At 67.0% G+C, this 17,686-nt stretch carries 15 protein-coding genes; 10 read left to right on the top strand and 5 right to left on the bottom strand.

Annotated features, from left to right (window positions below; all coding sequences use genetic code 11):
* The first annotated feature begins 56 nt into the window (after positions 1-56).
* From ASE67_RS10335 to ASE67_RS10315, 5 genes are all read left to right on the top strand, one after another.
* The gene (locus ASE67_RS10335) at positions 57-671 is read left to right on the top strand and encodes a DUF4136 domain-containing protein (protein ID WP_055760400.1); all 615 of its coding nucleotides are present in this window, start codon (positions 57-59) and stop codon (positions 669-671) included.
* Positions 668-1,780, top strand: coding sequence for a M14 family metallopeptidase (locus tag ASE67_RS10330; RefSeq protein WP_055760397.1), 1,113 nt, complete (start codon positions 668-670; stop codon positions 1,778-1,780). Before ASE67_RS10335 ends, ASE67_RS10330 begins: the two co-directional genes overlap by 4 nt.
* 206 nt (positions 1,781-1,986) lie before the next feature.
* Entirely contained in the window at positions 1,987-2,673 is a 687-nt protein-coding gene (gpmA, locus tag ASE67_RS10325; protein WP_055760394.1) for a 2,3-diphosphoglycerate-dependent phosphoglycerate mutase, read from the top strand.
* Positions 2,674-3,151: 478 nt separating this feature from the next.
* Complete coding sequence (gene purE, locus ASE67_RS10320; protein WP_055760392.1) at positions 3,152-3,637, top strand: 5-(carboxyamino)imidazole ribonucleotide mutase; 486 nt, start codon at positions 3,152-3,154, stop codon at positions 3,635-3,637.
* On the top strand, positions 3,634-4,692 hold the full coding sequence (locus ASE67_RS10315; RefSeq protein WP_055760389.1) for a 5-(carboxyamino)imidazole ribonucleotide synthase: 1,059 nt from the start codon (positions 3,634-3,636) through the stop codon (positions 4,690-4,692). Before purE ends, ASE67_RS10315 begins: the two co-directional genes overlap by 4 nt.
* Before the next feature lie 133 nt (positions 4,693-4,825).
* Here the strand turns inward: ASE67_RS10315 and ASE67_RS10310 are convergent, their stop codons facing one another.
* Positions 4,826-6,883: a S9 family peptidase gene (locus ASE67_RS10310; protein ID WP_082457056.1), complete on the bottom strand. Its 2,058-nt coding sequence runs from the start codon at positions 6,881-6,883 to the stop codon at positions 4,826-4,828.
* A gap of 84 nt (positions 6,884-6,967) precedes the next feature.
* Here ASE67_RS10310 and ASE67_RS10305 point away from each other — a divergent pair, with 84 nt between their 5' ends.
* The 3 genes from ASE67_RS10305 (at position 6,968) to ASE67_RS10295 (ending at position 11,375) form a co-directional block, all read left to right on the top strand.
* Positions 6,968-8,764, top strand: a complete 1,797-nt coding sequence (locus ASE67_RS10305) for an aminopeptidase P family protein (protein ID WP_055760384.1) — start codon at positions 6,968-6,970, stop codon at positions 8,762-8,764.
* Positions 8,765-8,895: 131 nt separating this feature from the next.
* On the top strand, positions 8,896-10,230 hold the full coding sequence (locus ASE67_RS10300) for an MFS transporter (RefSeq protein ID WP_055760381.1): 1,335 nt from the start codon (positions 8,896-8,898) through the stop codon (positions 10,228-10,230).
* On the top strand, positions 10,227-11,375 hold the full coding sequence (locus ASE67_RS10295; RefSeq protein WP_235511868.1) for a glycoside hydrolase family 68 protein: 1,149 nt from the start codon (positions 10,227-10,229) through the stop codon (positions 11,373-11,375). The genes ASE67_RS10300 and ASE67_RS10295 overlap by 4 nt, the downstream gene beginning before the upstream one ends.
* On the opposite strand, the gene putA is transcribed toward ASE67_RS10295, so the two are convergent.
* On the bottom strand, positions 11,365-14,463 hold the full coding sequence (gene putA / locus ASE67_RS10290) for a bifunctional proline dehydrogenase/L-glutamate gamma-semialdehyde dehydrogenase PutA (RefSeq protein WP_055760378.1): 3,099 nt from the start codon (positions 14,461-14,463) through the stop codon (positions 11,365-11,367). The genes ASE67_RS10295 and putA overlap by 11 nt on opposite strands.
* A 208-nt stretch (positions 14,464-14,671) precedes the next feature.
* Here putA and ASE67_RS10285 point away from each other — a divergent pair, with 208 nt between their 5' ends.
* The gene (locus ASE67_RS10285) at positions 14,672-15,124 is read left to right on the top strand and encodes an Lrp/AsnC ligand binding domain-containing protein (RefSeq protein ID WP_055760376.1); all 453 of its coding nucleotides are present in this window, start codon (positions 14,672-14,674) and stop codon (positions 15,122-15,124) included.
* Here ASE67_RS10285 and ASE67_RS10280 read toward each other — a convergent pair.
* Both ASE67_RS10280 and ASE67_RS10275 read right to left on the bottom strand, forming a co-directional pair.
* Positions 15,119-16,150 (bottom strand): DUF6976 family protein, encoded by a 1,032-nt coding sequence (locus ASE67_RS10280; RefSeq protein ID WP_055760373.1) that lies wholly within the window; start codon positions 16,148-16,150, stop codon positions 15,119-15,121. The genes ASE67_RS10285 and ASE67_RS10280 overlap by 6 nt on opposite strands.
* Positions 16,147-16,392 (bottom strand): hypothetical protein, encoded by a 246-nt coding sequence (locus tag ASE67_RS10275; protein WP_055760370.1) that lies wholly within the window; start codon positions 16,390-16,392, stop codon positions 16,147-16,149. The genes ASE67_RS10280 and ASE67_RS10275 overlap by 4 nt, the downstream gene beginning before the upstream one ends.
* 187 nt (positions 16,393-16,579) lie before the next feature.
* Between ASE67_RS10275 and ASE67_RS10270 the strand changes: the two genes are divergently transcribed.
* Positions 16,580-17,110, top strand: a complete 531-nt coding sequence (locus ASE67_RS10270) for an alpha/beta hydrolase (protein ID WP_055760367.1) — start codon at positions 16,580-16,582, stop codon at positions 17,108-17,110.
* 12 nt (positions 17,111-17,122) lie between these two features.
* Here the strand turns inward: ASE67_RS10270 and ASE67_RS10265 are convergent, their stop codons facing one another.
* On the bottom strand, positions 17,123-17,593 hold the full coding sequence (locus ASE67_RS10265) for an Lrp/AsnC family transcriptional regulator (RefSeq protein ID WP_235511867.1): 471 nt from the start codon (positions 17,591-17,593) through the stop codon (positions 17,123-17,125).
* Positions 17,594-17,686: the final 93 nt, after the last annotated feature.

Here is a 17,686-nt window from a genome sequence, read left to right as displayed (position 1 = left end):
ATCATCTGGCGCGTTATGTGCTCTGGATGAACCGTGGCTGTTTCGGGGTAGATGACATGAAGAAGGCGTTGGGTTTCGGACTGGCGGCAGCTGCCGCATTGCTGGCAAGCGGCTGCACCACCGGCGGATCGCGGGTCAGCCCGGTCGACGTCACCCGTTTCCACCTGAACCAGCCGATCGCGAAGGGCAGCTTCTCGATCGAACCGGTCCAGACCAACATGACCGCGACTCCTGAATTCCAGACCTATGGCAATGCCGTGGCGCGTGAGCTCGAAAAGCTCGGCTTTGCCCGTGCCGGCACGCAGCCGTCCGATCTGATCGTCGGTGTCGCCTTCACCCGCGGGACCAAGGGTTTTGTCGAAAAGCGCGCACCGGTGTCGATCGGCATCGGCGCGGGCGGCGGTGGCGGCGGCTGGCGGGGCGGCGGCGTGGGCCTGGGTGGCGGACTCGGCTTCGGCCTGGGCGGTGGCCAGCGCGAGGTGATCGGCACCGAACTGGCGGTCCAGATTCGCCGTCGCGCCGACAGCACCACCGTCTGGGAAGGGCGCGCGGTCACCGATTCGCTGGAAAGCACACCCGGCGCGCAGCCGGTATTTCAGGCCGATCGGCTGGCCAATGCGCTGTTCCGCAACTTCCCAGGCGAGTCGGGAATCACTACGACGGTGAAATGAGCATCACCATCAACGCCGCGTTCGACAGCGGCAACATCCGCGTCGTCGCCGTACAGGGCGATGTGATCGACCTCGATATCGTCGCCGATCACCAGTCCGACTTCTATCAGTGGTTCCACTTCCGCGTCGCCGGGGCGCGGGGGCGGACCCTGACCTTCCGCATCGTCAATGCGGGCGGCTCGGCCTATGCGTTCGGCTGGCCGGGCTACCGTACCCGGATGAGCACCGACCGGCAGACGTGGCGGCAGGTCGATACCGATTATGCCGATGGCCTGCTTACCTTCACCACGGCGATCGACACCGACCTCGCATGGTTCGCCTATTTCGCGCCCTATAGCATGGAGCGCCACGACGACCTGATCGCGCGCATCGCCGCGCAGCCAGGCGTCGCCCACCGCGAACTGGGCCAGACGCTGGATGGCCGCGCGATCGATTATCTGACGCTCGGCGAAGGCCCGCTGCAGGTGTGGGCCTATGCCCGCCAGCATCCCGGCGAATCGATGTGCGAATGGTTCATGGAAGGGCTGCTGGAGCGGCTGACCGACCCGAACGACGCGATCGCTGCCGATCTGCGCACCCGCATGACCTTCCACTGCGTGCCCAACATGAACCCCGACGGGTCGTTCCGCGGCCATCTGCGCACCAATGCCGCCGGCGTGAACCTCAACCGCGAATGGCACGCGCCTACGCCCGAACGCAGCCCGGAAGTGCTGTGCGTCCGCAACCGCATGGACGAAACCGGCATCGACATCGCGATCGATGTGCATGGCGACGAAGCGATCCCCGCCAACTTCATCGCCGGCTATGAAGGCATCCCCAACTGGACCGACGACCACGGCGCCCGCTTCACCGCGTTCGGCGCGGCATGGGCGGCAGCGACCCCGGAGTTCCAGACGAAGCTCGGCTATCCGGTCTCCGCGCCGGGTCAGGCGAACCTGTCGATGTCGACCAACCAGCTCGCCAATCGCTTCGGCGCACTCAGCATGACGCTGGAAATGCCGTTCAAGGATCACGACGAAAATCCCGATCCGGAATTCGGCTGGTCCCCCGAACGCTCGAAGGCGCTGGCGCATAGCTGGCTGGAAGTGCTGGCGAACTTTACGGCATAGACTCCTCTTCTTTGTACCCCCGCGCAGGCGGGGGTACGGAGCCACACGAAACATGGCTCGCCAATGCAACCCTGCCCTCCGCCTGCGCAGGAATACTGCCTGTCTCTTGCGGCTACTCGAAATGCACTTGCGAAGAGCACCGCCACCCGGTTCCTCTCGCGCACACTTTGGGCTAGGTGCACCGCAACAACAGCAATGGAGGCCCCATGCCCACGCTCGTCCTGATCCGCCATGGCCAATCGGCCTGGAACCTCGAAAACCGCTTCACCGGGTGGTGGGACGTGAACCTGACCGAGCAGGGCGAGGCGGAGGCCAAGGCGGCGGGCGAGCTGCTGGCCGCCAAGGGGCATGATTTCGATCAGTGCTTCACCAGCTTCCAGACGCGCGCGATCAAGACGCTGAATATCGCACTGGAATCGATGGGCCGCCTGTGGCTGCCGGTCGAAAAGGACTGGCGCCTGAACGAGCGGCATTATGGCGGCCTGACCGGTCTGAACAAGGCGGAGACGGCGGCCCGCCACGGCGACGAACAGGTCAAGATCTGGCGCCGCAGCTTCGACGTGCCGCCACCCCTCCCCGAAGCTGACAGCCCGTGGGACCTCTCGACCGACCGCCGCTATGCCGGGATCGACATTCCCCAGACCGAGAGTCTGAAGGACACGATCGACCGCGTGCTCCCCTATTGGGAAAGCCGCATCGCGCCCGAACTGAAGGCCGGCAAGCGCGTCCTGATCTCGGCCCACGGTAACTCGCTGCGCGCGCTGGTCAAGCATCTGTCGAACATTCCCGATGCCGACATCACCGGCCTCGAAATCCCGACCGGCCAGCCGATTGTCTATGAACTGACCGATGATCTGACGCCGACCGACCGGTATTATCTGAACGAGCGGTAAGGGGGCGTCGCCCTTCTTTCCTGGAAATCCGTTCGGTTCGAGCACCTTCGAGCTTGTCGAGAAGCGTCCGTCGAGAACTTAGTCGTTTGGGGCACCCCCTTCTCGACTACGGTTCTCGACAAGCTCGAACCTCCGCTCGAAGCGAACGGGAAATAACGGACTGGAGTGCAGCGTGTGGCGAGAGGGGCAGGAAAGAGCAAAACCCCTTTCCTACACACCCCACCCCCGCCAAACTCCCCACCGGCCCCGCACCACGGCCAGCGCTCTTTGACACCACCGCCACACACGCCACCCAAAAAGCGCCACGAGTGTGAACTTCGTGAACTTTGACCGCCAAAGCGCCAACCGCGCAAACCCGCCACAAGCGTGAACTTTGTGCACTTTGGCCCCTGAATATGCCCGTACGGCATCCTTACGCTTGCCCTGTTCCCACCCCTTGCCTAAGCAGCGGCTCCCCCAAAAGCGTTACGGGCAGATAATGAACGACGGGACCGTGGTCGGCATCATCATGGGCAGCACCTCCGACTGGGACACCATGGCGCACGCCGCCGACGTCCTGACCAGGCTCGGCATTCCCCATGAAACCAAGGTGGTATCCGCCCACCGCACCCCGCAGCGGCTGGTCGAATACGCCACCAGCGCAGTGGCGCGCGGGCTGAAGGTCGTGATCGCCGGTGCCGGCGGCGCGGCACACCTGCCCGGCATGGTCGCCTCGATGACCCGCCTGCCCGTGCTGGGCGTGCCCGTCGAATCGAAGGCGCTGAAGGGCATGGATAGCCTGCTGTCGATCGTGCAGATGCCCGGCGGCGTCCCCGTCGGCACGCTGGCCATCGGCAAGGCAGGCGCGATCAACGCTGGCCTGCTCGCCGCCTCGATCCTCGCGACGCACGACGATGCGTTGGCGCAGCGGCTCGACGCATGGCGCGCGGCGCAGACCGACAGCGTGGCGATCGACCCGCAATGACCCCGCTGCCTCCCGGTTCGACCATCGGCATCATCGGGTCGGGACAGCTCGGCCGGATGATCGGCGTGGCCGCGGCGCAGCTCGGCTATCGCATCCATGTCTACGCCCCCGACAGTGGCCCGGCGAACGACATCGCCTTCGCCCACAGCCGCGGCGCCTATGACGATATCGCCGCGCTGCAGGCGTTCGCCGCACAGGTCGATGTCGTCACCTACGAGTTCGAGAACATCGCCGCCGCCCCGATCGAGGCGCTGGGTGACAAGGTGCGCCCCTCCGCCCGCTCGCTGGCGGTCGCGCAGGACCGGGTGCGCGAAAAGAGCTTCGTCGAGCAGCTGGGCGGCCGCCCCGCCCGCTGGGCCGAGGTCACCGACCGCGCCGCGCTCGACGCGGCGATCGCGACGGTCGGCTGCCCGGCGGTGCTGAAGACCACCCGCTTCGGCTATGACGGCAAGGGGCAGGCCCGTCTGCTCTCGCCCGCCGACGCAGATGCCGCCTGGGAAGCCATCGGCGGCGGGCCGGCGATCCTCGAAGCGTTCGTCGACTTCGAGGACGAGTTCTCAATCGTCCTCGCCCGCGGCATCGACGGCGCGATCGTCACCTATCCAGCCCCGAAGAACGTCCACAAGGCCGGCATCCTCGACACCTCCACCGTCCCCGCCCCCGCGATCGAACCCTGGCGCGCCGAGGCGGAGGCGCTGGCCGCAAAGGTCGCCGGGGTGCTCGATCATGTCGGCGTCCTGACCCTCGAATTCTTCTGCGGGGCTGACGGCGCGGTCTTCAACGAAATGGCCCCGCGCGTCCATAATTCCGGCCACTGGACGATCGAAGGCAGCGAAACCTCGCAGTTCGAAAACCATGTTCGCGCCGTGCTCGGCCTGCCGCTCGGCAGCGTCGCGATGACGGCCGCACGGGTCGAGATGACGAACCTGATCGGCGATGACGTCGATCACTGGCCCACCCTGCTGGCGGAAGCCGGTGCCCATCTCCACCTCTATGGCAAGCACGAAGCCCGCCCCGGCCGCAAGATGGGCCATGTAACGCGGGTAGAACGGTAAGTCCTCCCCGGCACGGGGAGGGGGACCGCCGCAAAGCGGTGGTGGAGGGGGTTCTCCACACAGGGCAACGCCTGCCGCCACCCCCCTCCACCAGCCTATGGCTGGTCCCCCTCCCCGTTCCGGGGAGGACCCTTCAACCATCCACCCCCAGCTGCCACAGCACGAATGCCATCTCCTCGGCGGCTTCCTTCAGGCTCTCCCACCGCCCCGACTTGCCGCCATGGCCCGCACCCATATTGGTCTTGAGCAGCAGCACATTGTCGTCGGTCTTGGTCGCGCGCAGCCGCGCCGCCCACTTGGCCGGCTCCCAATAGGTCACGCGCGGATCGTTCAACCCGCCCGAAATGAACACCGGCGGATAGGCTTGCGCGGTGACGTTATCATAGGGCGAGTAGGACGCGATCAGCTCAAACGCCGCCTTGTCCTCGATCGGGTTGCCCCATTCGGGCCATTCGCCCGGCGTCAGCGGCAGGCTGTCGTCCAGCATCGTGTTCAGCACATCGACGAACGGCACGCTGGCGACCACCGCCCCCCACAGTTCGGGGTCGGAGTTCATCACCGCACCCATCAGTTCGCCGCCCGCCGATCCACCGGCGATGGCGATCTTGCCCTTGTCGGTGAAGCCCAGCTCGATCAGCCCCTTCGCCACATCGACGAAATCGTTGAAGGTATTGGTCCGCTTGTCGAGCTTCCCGTCCAGATACCATTGCTGGCCCAGGTCGTCGCCGCCCCGGATATGGGCGATGGCGAACGCCATGCCGCGGTCGAGGAACGACATGCGGCTGGTCGAGAAGCCCGGCGGGATCGCATAGCCGTATGCGCCATAGCTGTAGAGATAGAGCTTGCCCGTCCCGTCGCGCGGGAAGTCCTTGGGGTACACCACCGAACACGGGATGGCAGTGCCGTCGCGCGCGGTGATCTCCAGCCGCTCGGTCGCATATTTGGCGGGATCATAGCCCGACGGGATCGTCTGCACCTTGCGCACGGCCAGGCCGCCGCTGGCGACGTCATAGTCATAGACGGTGCCCGGCGTGACCATCGACTCGTATCCGAGCCGCAGCGTGTCGACATCATATTCGGGATTGTCGCCAAGCCCGACGACGAAGCTCGCCTCCGGAAACTCGATCGGCCGCGCGGGGCCGCCAGCGTAGTCATGCAGCCGAATCTGGTCGAGGCCGTTCAACCGCCCTTCGACCACGAACAGCTTCGCAAAGGTCGTGACGCCGGTCATGTAGAAATGCGGGTCGGCGGCGATCAGTTCCTGCCAGTCGCCCGGCGCCTCCAGCGATGCGGTGGCCAGGCGAAAGTTCGGATGGGTGTCGTTGGTATGGATGAAAAGCGTGCCGTCATGCTCCTCCACGTCATACTCCACGCCTTCCTCGCGCGCCTTCACCAGCAGCGGTTCGGCGGTGGGGTCGTCCGCCGGGATCAGCCGCACCTCGCTGGTAACGTGATCGCCCGCCGAAATGACCAGGAACCGCCGCGACTGGGTTTCGCCGACCGACACCCGCCAGCCCTCGTCCGCCTCGTGATACAGTTCGATATCCTGCTCGATCGGCGTACCGATGCGGTGGAGCCGGGCATTGTCCGTCCGCCACTGTTCGTTGGCGAGGCCGTAGAGGAACCCGCTCGAATCAGCGGTCCACACCAGTTCGGACAACGTGCCTGGAATGACGTCCGCCAGCAGCTCGCCGGTGTTCAGGTCCTTGACCCGCGCCTCGAACCGCTCGCCGCCGTCATCGTCGATCGCATAGGCGAGCAACCGGCCGTCCGGGCTGATCGACAGCGCGCCCAGCCGGAAATATTCCTTGCCCGCGGCCAGCGCCGGTTCGTCGAGGATCAGTTCGTCCGCCCCCCCCGCGACGGGCTTGCGCCACCAGCGGCGATATTCCCCGCCGGTCTCGAAATCGGACCAGTACCACCAGTCGCCATCGCGCTGTGGCACGGTGGCGTCGTCTTCCTTGATCCGGGCGCGCATCTCGGTGAACAGCGTGTCGATCAAGGGTGCATGCGGTGCCATCACCGCATCGAAATAATCGTTCTCGGCCTTCAAATAATCGAGGACGTCGGCATCCTCGACCTTCGGATAGTTCGGGTCGCGCAGCCATGCCCACGGGTCGGACACGGTGATGCCGTGACGGTCATAGCTATGGGCGCGCTGTTCGGCGATCGGCGGGATGGGCTTGGTCATAGCCGCCCATGTGGGACGAAGCCCCATGGAAGTCGAGCGACCTTGTGGCTTTTGCCCGGCCGTTTCGGCTGATACGAGCAGCGCATGACCAGCCACACCGATTGCCTGTCCGCCCTTCGCGCCCATCTCGCCACGCTCGACCTGACCGGGTTCGTCGTGCCGCTGACCGATGAATATATGAGCGAATATGTCGGCGACTATGCGCAGCGGCTCGCCTGGCTGACCGGGTTCAAGGGGTCGGCGGGCAGCGCCGTCGTCCTGCGCGACAGCGCCGCGATGTTCACCGACGGGCGCTACACGCTGCAGGTACGCGAACAGGTCGCTGCCGCCGACTGGCAGTTCGTGCAGGTACCCGCGACCACGATGACCGACTGGCTGCGGACCAACGCCCATCCCGGCGACAGGATCGGCTTCGACCCATGGCTGGCGACGGTAGGGTGGGTCGCGGCGACCGAAGCGGCGCTGGCGGATGTCGGGGCGGTGCTGGTCCCGGTCGACGCCAACCCGATCGACGCGCTGTGGAACGACCGTCCCGCCCCCTCGCCCGCGCCGATGACGGTGCAGGACGACACGCTGACCGGCCGCACTTCCGCCGACAAGCGGGCGGCGATCGGTGAATGGCTGAGCGAACGCCGTGCCGATGCGGTCGTGCTGACCGCACTCGATTCGATCGCATGGACCTTCAACGTGCGCGGCAGCGACGTGGCGCATACCCCGGTGGCGCTGAGCTACGCGATCGTTCATGCCGACGGCACCGCCGAGTTGTTCGCCGAACCGGGCAAGGTGGGTGAGGACGTCGCCCGCCATCTGAGTAATGCCGTCACCGTCCGCCCGATGGCCGACTTCGCCGCCACGCTCGGCCAGTTCGCCGGCGAGCGGATCGCCGCCGATCCCGACCGCGCCGTCGCCGCGATCCACGATGCGTTGCGTCGGGGCGGCGCGACGATCATCACCGAACGCGATCCGACCGTGCTGGCCAAGGCGATCAAGAACCCGGTCGAGATCGCCGGTCATCGCAGCGCGCAGGCCCGCGACGGCGCGGCGATGGTCCGCTTTCTGAAATGGTTCGAGGAAACCGCCCCGTCGGGCACGCTGACCGAACTCTCGGCGTCCGACCGGCTGGAGGCGATTCGTGGCGAAACTGGCCTCCTGCGCGATCTGTCGTTCGACACGATCAGCGCGACCGGCGCCCATGCCGCCAGCCCCCATTACAAGGCGACCGTGGAGAGCAATGCGCCCATCCTGCCCGGCCAGCTCTACCTGATCGATTCGGGTGGCCAATATGCCGACGGCACGACCGACATCACCCGCGTCATGCCCGTGGGCGAGGTGTCGGAGGAAATGCGCGACCGCTTCACCCGCGTGCTGAAGGGCCATATCGCGATCGACACCGCCATCTTCCCCGACGGGACGCTGGGCGGCCATATCGACGGCTTCGCACGGCGGCCGCTGTGGGAGGCCGGGCTCGACTATGCCCATGGCACCGGCCACGGCATCGGTGCCTTCCTCTCGGTACATGAAGGACCGCAGCGGATCGGCGCGCCCAACTATCCCGGCGGCGGCCCGCTGGAGCCGTTGCGCGCCGGCATGATGCTGTCCAACGAGCCGGGCTATTACAAGGCGGGTGACTACGGCATCCGTATCGAAAACCTGCTGCTGGTCGTCGCGCGCGATATTCCCGGCGGCGACCTGCCGATGCTAGGGTTCGAGACGCTGACCTTCGTGCCGATCGAACGCTCGCTGATCGTGCCCGCGTTGCTCAGCGATGCCGAGCGGGCGTGGGTCGATGCCTATCACGCACGGGTGGAGGCATTGCTGACCCCGCTGCTCGACCGCGAAACCGCTGCCTGGCTGGCAGCGAAATGCGCGCCGCTTAGCTGATCCGAAAACCGGTCGCGCCATGGTGACCGGCATTCGTATGCAGCAATGCAATCGATTGTTGCATTTTTGATAGCGAGGGGCGAGAAGCATGCCGTCGGCGATAGACCGGCATGCAAGGAGCAGGACCCACCATGGCGCCCCCGATGAAACCGCATTTGTCGCTGCCCCGCATCCTCGAAATGAATCTGGGGTTCCTCGGCCTGCAGTTCAGTTTCGGGCTGCAACAGGGCAACATGGCGCCGATCTACAGCTATCTGGGTGCGAACGAAGCGCAGCTGCCGCTGTTGCAGCTTGCCGGACCGTTGACCGGACTGCTGGTCCAGCCCTTGATCGGCGCGCTCAGCGACCGCACCGACAGCCGCTGGGGCCGGCGCACCCCCTACTTCGTGATGGGCGCGGTGCTGTGTTGCCTCGGCCTGTTCTTCATGCCGCTGTCCAGTTCGATCCTGATGGCGGTGTCGCTGCTGTGGATTCTGGACGCCGGCAACAACATCACGATGGAGCCATATCGCGCCTATGTCAGCGACCGGCTGAACGAGGATCAGCACCAGATCGGCTTCCTGACGCAGAGCGCGTTCACCGGGCTGGCGCAGATGCTGGCGTTCCTCACCCCCTCGATCCTGGTGTGGGCGGGGATGAACCAGGACTGGGTCGACACCCACAACATCCCCTATACCGCGCGCATCGCGTTCATGGTCGGTGCGGTGCTGTCGATCTCGACGATCCTGTGGTCGATCCTGCGCGTGCCCGAACTGCCGCTGACCCCGACCGAAAAGGCGGTGATCGCCGCCAAGCCCAAGTCGTTCGGCGCGACGCTGGCCGAAATCGGCAGCGCGATCCGCGACATGCCGCCGGCGATGCGCAAGCTGGCGCTGATGAGCCTGTTCCAGTGGTACGCAATGATGGCCTATTGGAACTACGTCATCTACACGATCGGGCGCACGGTGTACGACACCGCCGATCCCACCTCCTCCGGCTTCCATTCGGCGGTGCTGACCAATGGTGAGATGGCCGCCTTTTACAACGGTGTCGCCTTCCTCGCCGCCTTTGCCATGGTGCCGATCGCCCGGCGCATCGGTGCCGCCCCGCTGCACGCAATCAGCCTGATCGCGGCGGGCATCGGCATGGTCTGCCTGCCGCATGTCACGTCGAAGGCGCTGCTGTTCCTGCCCGCTGTCGGTATCGGCCTCGGCTGGGCCAGCATCATGGGCAATCCGTACATCATCCTCGCCGGATCGATCCCGCCGGAGCGAACCGGCGTCTATATGGGCATTTTCAACATGATGATCGTCATCCCGATGCTGATCTTCTCGGCAACCATGTGGCTGTTCTACCAGCCGCTGCTGGGCGGCGATCCGCGCAACGTGCTGACCCTGTGCGGCGTGCTGATGTTCTGCGCGGCGGCGGCGGTGTGGAGCGTGCGCGAACGTAACGCCGATGGCGCACCGGTCGGAGCGGTGCGTTGAACCCCTTGCCCCGCGCCCTGACCCACTGGTCCGCCGAACAGGTCGCGCGGATCGCCGCCGATGGTCCCGATCGCCTGCCCGTGCTGACACCGGCCGATATCGTCCCGATCGATCCCGACCACGACTTCTGGGACATGTGGCAGATCGCCCGTGCCGATGGATCGACGGTGGTCGTCGACGGGCGCAGCTACTGGTTCTTCCTCGGCACGCCGCGCTTCGACGATCCCGAGGCCCGCCACGATGCCGCGCGCATCTACCTGACCAGCCATGGCGACGATGGCTGGCGGCTGCACGGCACGACCTTTCCCAACGACTTCACCCCCGGTAGCCGCGAATGGTCGGGGTCGGCGGTGCTGGCCGAGGACGGCCGGAAGCTGACGATGTATTTCACCGCCGCTGGCCGGCGGAACGGGCCGCACAGCTTCGAACAACGGCTGTTCGAGACGGTCGGACGCTTCACGGTAGCGGGCAACGATGCGCGTACCGAAGGCTGGTCCACGCCGGTCGAGAGCATCGCGGCGGACGGCGACTGCTACCGCATCGCCGACGAGGTCGTGGCACCGCCCACCGGGATCAAGGGCTTTCGCGACCCCGGTTTCTTCCACGATCCGGCAACCGGCCGCGATCATTTGCTGTTCGTTGGATCGGCGGCATGGACCGATGCGCAACTGGACGGGCTGATCGGCATCGCCAGCCGCGATCATCCCGCCGCCCCGTGGCAACTCGCCACCCCGCTGGTCGACGCCATCGGCGTGAACAGCGAGCTGGAGCGGCCGCACATCATCCTGCGCGACGGGCGATATTACTTGTTCTGGTCGACGCAGGGCAAACGCTTCGCCCCCGGTCTCCCCGCCCCGACCGGGCTGTATGCGATGGTCGCGGACGGCATGGACGGCCCGTGGCGGCCGGTCAACGGCAGCGGCCTCGTCGCCGGCAACCCCGCCGCCGAACCCACCCAGGCCTATTGCTGGTGGGTCACCGGCGAGGGACAGGTCGCGGCGTTCGTTGACTATGCCGGCCTGAACGGGACGGACGCCAGCGCCGATGTGGCGCTGCGCCGCGCCCGGTTCGGCGGGACCGCCACCCCGTTCTTCCAGCTCGACTTCGCCGGCGACCGGGTGACGATCCGCGCTGCTACAGGTTGAGCAGCGCGGGGTCGCCGCCCTTCGCCATGATGTTGATCGACGTCGATCGTTCGGCGGCATAGCGCAGCAGCGCGTCGGGGCCGCCCGCTTTGGGACCGGTGCCCGACAGCCCTTCACCACCGAACGGCTGCACGCCCACGACCGCGCCGATGATCGACCGGTTGACGTACACGTTGCCCGCCGGGACCAGCGCCGCGACCTCCTCGGCAAAGCGGTCGATCCGGCTGTGGATGCCGAGCGTCAGGCCATAGCCGCGCGCCGCCAGCTTGCCCGCGACGTCCGCCAGATTGGCGGGATCGTAGCGATAGATGTGCAGCACCGGCCCGAACACCTCGCGCTCGAGGAAGTCGGGGCTGGGCACTTCGGCGATGACCGGCGCGAAATACGTGCCGCGGGCATCGTGCCCGCGCGTGTCGCCGCGGAACAGGATCCTCGCCTCGCGCTCCAGTCGCTCGACATGGGCGTTCAGCGCGTCGCGGGCATCGCGGTCGATCACCGGGCCGATATCGGTCGCCGGATCGGACGGGTCCCCGATCACCATGCAGCCCGCCGCCCCGACCAGCGTCTCGATCGTCGCATCCGCCGTATCCCTGGGCAGATACAGCAGCCGCAGCGCCGAACAACGCTGCCCCGCCGATCCGAAGGCGGAGAGCAGCACATCGTCGACCACCTGTTCGCGCAGCGCGCTGGTATCGACGAACAGGCCGTTCAACCCGCCGGTTTCGGCGATGAACGGCAGGATCGGGCCATTGCGGTTGGCGAGGCTGCGGTTGATCGCCCAGGCGGTGTCGGTGCCGCCGGTGAAGGCGACGCCGGCAATCGCCGGATGCACGACCAGCGCCGCTCCGACCTCCGCCCCGTCACCGGGCAGCAGCGCCAGCAGGTCGGGGTCAAGCCCGGCGGCGTGGAACAGGCGCACGGCTTCGGCGGCGACCAGCGGGGTCTGTTCGGCGGGCTTGGCGAGGACGGCGTTACCGGCGGCGAGTGCTGCGGCGACCTGTCCGGTGAAGATCGCCAGCGGGAAATTCCATGGGGAGATGCAGACGAACACGCCGCGTCCGTGCAGTTCGATCTGGTTCACCTCGCCGACCGGCCCCGGCAGCACGGTCGGCCCGGCGAAGCGGGTTTCGGCAAGCACGGCGTAGTAGCGGCAGAAGTCGACCGCTTCGCGCACCTCGGCCACGGCATCGTTCAGCGTCTTGCCGGCCTCGGCGGACAGGATCGCGATGAACCGGTCCATCTGGGCATCGAGCGCGTCGGCCATGGCGCGCAGGAGTTTCCCGCGGGAAACCCCGCCGGCCGCATTCCAGCGCGGCTGGGCGGCGCGGGCAAGGGCGGCGGCGCGGTCGATTTCGGCGGGGGTGGCGGTGGTGACCGAGCCGATGGTGCGGCTGTGGTCGACCGGGCTGACCACCGGCGTGGCACCCGCACCGGGCAGCGTCTGGCCGCCGACGATCGGGCCGGCGTGGAGGGTGGCGAAGGTTGCGCGAACCGCACTTGTGGTGGCGCGAACCGAGGCGATCGAATAGTCGCGGCCCAGCGGGTTGGCGCGACCGGGATAGATGTCGGATGGTGACGGCAGGCGCGGATGTTGGCGCGGGGTTGCCGCCACCGCCGCCACCGGGTCCGCCACCAGCGTCGTCGCCGGCACGTCCTCGTCCAGCAGCGCATTCACGAAGCTGCTGTTCGCACCGTTTTCGAGCAGGCGGCGCACCAGATACGGCAGCAGCTCCTCATGCCCGCCAACCGGCGCATAGGCCCGCAAGATCAGCGAGTTATCGCCGATAGTTGCCGCCGCCTGTCGGTACAGCCCCTCGCCCATGCCGTGCAGCCGCTGGTGTTCGATCGCAACCCCGGCGCGGTCGGCCATGTGGCGCACCGCCATCAGGCTGTGCGCGTTGTGGGTCGCGAACTGGGGATACAGCGCCGGTGCGGCGGCGATCAACTTGTGCGCGCAGACCAGATAGCTGAGGTCGGTCGCCGCCTTCGACGTGAACACCGGATAGCCGGGATGCCCCGCAATCTGGGCGCGCTTTACCTCGCTGTCCCAATAGGCGCCCTTGACCAGCCGGACCATGATCCGCCGTCCGGTGTCGCGCGACAGCCGCTCCAGGCGATCGATCACGCCGCGCGCCCGCTTGCCGTATGCCTGCACCACGACGCCGAGGCCGGTCCAGTCGCCAAGGTCGCTCTCGCGCGCCAGCCGGTCGACCAACTTCAGCGACAGGGCCAGCCGATCCGCCTCCTCCGCATCGATCGCGAGGTTCAAATTATGCCGCGCGCCGATCAGCGCAAGACGCTTCATGCGCGGATACAGGTCGGCGAACACGTCGTCCTCGCGCACCGCTTCGTATCGGGGGCAGAGCGCCGACAGCTTGACCGACACGCCGTGCCCCTGTTCGGGGGTGCTGCCCGGTGCACGGGCGCTGCCGACCGCCTCGATCGCGGCGGCGTAGATGCGTTCGTAGCGTTCGGCGTCCTCCGGGGTGCGGGCACCCTCGCCCAGCATGTCGAACGAGCAGAGATAGCCTTCCTTCGCCGCACGCTTCAGCGCGGCCTCGATGGTCGATCCCAGCACGAACTGGTCGCCCATGATGCCCACCGCAGCGGCCAGCGCGCGGCGGATGACCGGTTCGCCGAGCCGGCCGGCGAGGCGCCGGATCGTCTCGCCGATGCCCGCCGGACCTTCCTCGCCGACCAGCTTGCCGGTCAGGGTCAGGCCGATCGTGGAGGCGTTGACGAACAGGCTGGACGACTGGCCCAGATGCGCCGCCCAGTCGGCGGTCCCGACCTTTTCGGCGATCAGCCGATCGCGGGTCGCGGCATCGGGAGTGCGCAGCAGCGCTTCGGCAAGGCACATCAGCGCCAGCCCCTCCTGCGTGCCCAGCGAGAATTGCTGGAGGAACCCCTCGACCACGCCGGGCTTCGCGGCGGCGGCACGGGTGCGCTCGACCAGCTTCGCGGCATTCGCGACGATCGCTGCCCGGTCGGATTGGGTCAGCGGCACCTGCGCCAGCAATTGCGGCAGCAGCACGGCTTCGTCGATGAACTTGTCGGCGTCCAGTGCGTCCCAATCGATCGCGGGCATTCGTCTCTCCATATGCGGTTCGTCGGTATATCGCGGGTAGAGGCGAAGGTGCTTCGTATCTTGGGCGGATTGGGCGATGGTATTTGCGGGATATTGCCCATATTACGCCCAATCTTCGGATCATGCGGAAGAAGAAGCGGGGCCCCGGATCAAGTCCGGGGTGACGTAGGGCGTGGGGCGGGGCGTACCGCGACCAAGGGAGGACGGGATGGACCAGACCGATCGCAAATTGCTGCGTGTGCTGCAAGCCGATGGCCGCATCACCAACCAGGCGCTGGCGACGCAGTGCGGCATTTCGCCCGCGGCCTGTTTCGAACGGGTACGCCGGCTGCGCGAGAGCGGGGTGATCCGGGGCTATGCCGCGCTGCTCGACCCGGCCAAGCTCGACCGGTCGCTGCTGGTGTTCATCGAAGTGCTGCTGGATCGCACGACTGATGACGTCTTCACCGCCTTCGCCAACCATGTCCGCGACCTGCCGGAAGTGTTGGAATGTCATATGGTTGCGGGCGGTTTTGACTATCTCTTAAAGGTACGCATGGCGGATATGGACGCCTATCGCGCGTTCCTCGGCCGCACGCTGACGACGGTGCCGGGCGTGCGCGAAACGCGGACCTATGCCGTGCTGGAGGAGGTCAAGGCGACGACCGCGCTGCCGCTATGACCCCGTGCCATCCCGCTCGATCACCAGATACACCATCGTCTGGGTCAGCAGCATATAGGCGATTTCGCCGAAGGTGACCGGGCCGGCGATGCTGCCGGTCTGCCGCCCCTCCAGGCCGGCATAGAGATAGTTCAGGATGCAGTTGCAGCTGAACGCGATCTCGCCGCTTGGATCGCCGAGATGTTCGGCGAATTCCTGCGGATAGTCCCCGATCGGGCGGGCGAAGCGATATTCGATCCCCTCATGCACGGGGGCGTAGAAGCTGACCTTCCCCGAGGCATCGTTGATCGCGGCGGTCGCGACGTTGATCATCGCGCCGTTATAATCGGCGACCAGCGGCAGGCGGGTGTCGATGCCGTTCGCGGCGATGTGATCGACCAGCCGCGTCGGAGCGCCGTCGACCCGCACCCGTTCGACGGTGAAGCCGGTGTCCTCGACGAAGGTCAGCACCGGGCCGTCCATGTCGGGCGTGAACAGATTGACGATATCGACCCGCGCAAAGGCATCCTCGGGCAGTGCCACGTGCAGCACGACGGCGGCATCGTCGGCGCTGCGCCCGGTGCGGCCGTCGAACACCTTCGGACGCGCGGCCAGATTGGCATCGCCCGCGACGCCCGTCACCCAGCCGACCACCGGCCGGCGGAACATGTCGCGCCATTCCAGCCCGTGCAGCGCGAAATCGCGGTGCACGTCGCTCTGCCCCGGCATCAGGACGATGGTGTAGCCGTTATCAGGGCCCAGCGCCGCCATGTCGGGCAGCGCGGCGCGGTTGAGCATCCCGACCCATGCGACCGATGCGATCGCGGGCATCCGCTGGACAAAGATGCGGTCGCGGTCGCACGCGCCCCCGGCCTCGGCCGTCATGAAATAGGGGCTGGTGCCCCCGATCCAGTCGCCGCGCGGCAGGGCGGCGAGCAACGGCTCTTCGGCAGCCAGGATGAGCGTGTCGCCCGCCTCCAGCATCGCGGCGACTTCCGCCACGCTGTACAGCGACCGGTCGGCCTGGCGCGGGTTCGGGCCGGTCATCGTGCTGTTCCCTGAAAGATGGTCGCAAAATCTTCGCGGGCGAAGCGGAGATTGTCGTGGAAGAAGGTGCGCAGTTCGGCGACCAGCGCGGGCCGATCGGCGTCGGGCCGGGCATAGGCATGCGTCAGGCGGATCATCAGGATCCGCAGCGCGAGACATTTGTACGTCGGCCGGATCGCCCCCGACAGCAGGCCGTCCCAACGCGGGTCGTCGGTCGGCGGAATTTCGATAGTTGCCGTCATGCCCAATGGTCCTCTCGCCGCGCAAGCTATGCCGCGGAACGGTTAAAAACCGGTGTTCGCGTGACGCCCCGTTGCGACCGGTGGCGTTTGCGGATCGCTTCGCCGCCACGACGCGTTTCGACCATTGCGTACGGACAGGGGCGTGATAGCCTCTCCCCTGCCCTCGCGCTGAACGGGAGACGACACGATGGTTGCCGTTGCCAATACCCGCTATTCGGTCCTTGCCCTGTCCGACGGGACCCCACCGCCTGCCTTGCAGGATGCGATCGAGCGCCTGCGCGCGACGTTGCTGCCGCTGGGGCGCGAGACGCCGGCCGACTGCAATATGCTGGGCGCGCGAATCGACCGTTTCGTGGGCGATGCCGATCGGCAGGTGATCCTGCTGGCGCATGGTGCCGGCTGCCGCGCGGCGGCGTGGTGGGCGCGGCTGTCGCCGAGCCATTATGTGCAGCGGGTGGCGGGCGCGATCCTGGTCGATCCCGAACTGGACGCGGGCAGCACCCGCTTTGCCTCTCCCGCTACCCTGTTGCCGTTCCGGTCGATGACGCTGGACCGCACCGGCCGGATCGAGGCACTGGCCCGCGAATGGGGCAGCGAGGTCATGCCGGACGACAGCGCGACCCGTGGTGGCGGGCTGCTCCGCCTGATCGACCGGTTGAGCGGTGCGGTGGTCGCGCATGACGTGCGGACGGCGGAGAAGCTGGCGGGAATGCGCTGACGCCCGCGCCCCCTACCCCCGGCGGCGCGGCATCAGCGCGTTGCGCATCGCGAAGCTGGAGTTGATCCGCGTGACGCCGGGCAGGCGCGACAGGATGTCGGTGTGCAGCGCCTCATACGCCGCCGCCGATTCGACCGCGACGCGCAGCCAGTAATCGGACTGGCCGGTCATCAGCCAGCATTCCTGAATTTCGGCATGGCGGCGTACCGCGGCTTCGAAGCGGGAGAGATATTCCTCGGTCTGCCGCTCCAGCGTCACCTGTACGATGACGGTTGCGCCGTGATCGGCCGGGTCGGCGCGGGTGACGACGGTATAGCCGCGAATGACGCCGCCATCCTCCAGCAACCGGACGCGCCGCAGACAGGCCGATGGCGACAGCCCGACCTCCGCCGCCAGTGCGTTGTTCGGTTTGCGCGCGTCGAGCCGCAACAGGTTGAGCAGCTTGCGGTCGATGGCGTCGAGATTCATCTTCGTTGCGTCCATGCCGCATTTCGTTGCGTCGGAAGGCTAATATGGCAGGACGTTCGACACAATCGCAAAACCTGCGACGGATTCGGCGCTACGCTGTTCGATGGA

Origin of the sequence: Sphingomonas sp. Leaf23 (assembly GCF_001421585.1) — a bacterium.
Lineage (GTDB): Bacteria > Pseudomonadota > Alphaproteobacteria > Sphingomonadales > Sphingomonadaceae > Sphingomonas.
The sequence above is the reverse complement of the archived record's forward strand: the minus strand, read 5'-3'. Positions and strand labels throughout refer to the sequence as shown.

Excerpts from the sequence above, each read along its gene's own strand:
- ASE67_RS10315 (WP_055760389.1), top strand. The coding sequence starts at position 3,634 with ATGACCCCGCTGCCTCCCGGTTCGACCATCGGCATCATCGGGTCGGGA.
- ASE67_RS10280 (WP_055760373.1), bottom strand. The coding sequence starts at position 16,150 with ATGACCGGCCCGAACCCGCGCCAGGCCGACCGGTCGCTGTACAGCGTG.
- ASE67_RS10285 (WP_055760376.1), top strand. The coding sequence starts at position 14,672 with ATGGACCAGACCGATCGCAAATTGCTGCGTGTGCTGCAAGCCGATGGC.
- ASE67_RS10335 (WP_055760400.1), top strand. The coding sequence starts at position 57 with ATGAAGAAGGCGTTGGGTTTCGGACTGGCGGCAGCTGCCGCATTGCTG.
- purE (WP_055760392.1), top strand. The coding sequence starts at position 3,152 with ATGAACGACGGGACCGTGGTCGGCATCATCATGGGCAGCACCTCCGAC.
- ASE67_RS10310 (WP_082457056.1), bottom strand. The coding sequence starts at position 6,883 with ATGACCAAGCCCATCCCGCCGATCGCCGAACAGCGCGCCCATAGCTAT.
- ASE67_RS10330 (WP_055760397.1), top strand. The coding sequence starts at position 668 with ATGAGCATCACCATCAACGCCGCGTTCGACAGCGGCAACATCCGCGTC.
- ASE67_RS10270 (WP_055760367.1), top strand. The coding sequence starts at position 16,580 with ATGGTTGCCGTTGCCAATACCCGCTATTCGGTCCTTGCCCTGTCCGAC.
- ASE67_RS10300 (WP_055760381.1), top strand. The coding sequence starts at position 8,896 with ATGGCGCCCCCGATGAAACCGCATTTGTCGCTGCCCCGCATCCTCGAA.
- ASE67_RS10305 (WP_055760384.1), top strand. The coding sequence starts at position 6,968 with ATGACCAGCCACACCGATTGCCTGTCCGCCCTTCGCGCCCATCTCGCC.
- gpmA (WP_055760394.1), top strand. The coding sequence starts at position 1,987 with ATGCCCACGCTCGTCCTGATCCGCCATGGCCAATCGGCCTGGAACCTC.
- ASE67_RS10265 (WP_235511867.1), bottom strand. The coding sequence starts at position 17,593 with ATGGACGCAACGAAGATGAATCTCGACGCCATCGACCGCAAGCTGCTC.
- putA (WP_055760378.1), bottom strand. The coding sequence starts at position 14,463 with ATGCCCGCGATCGATTGGGACGCACTGGACGCCGACAAGTTCATCGAC.
- ASE67_RS10275 (WP_055760370.1), bottom strand. The coding sequence starts at position 16,392 with ATGACGGCAACTATCGAAATTCCGCCGACCGACGACCCGCGTTGGGAC.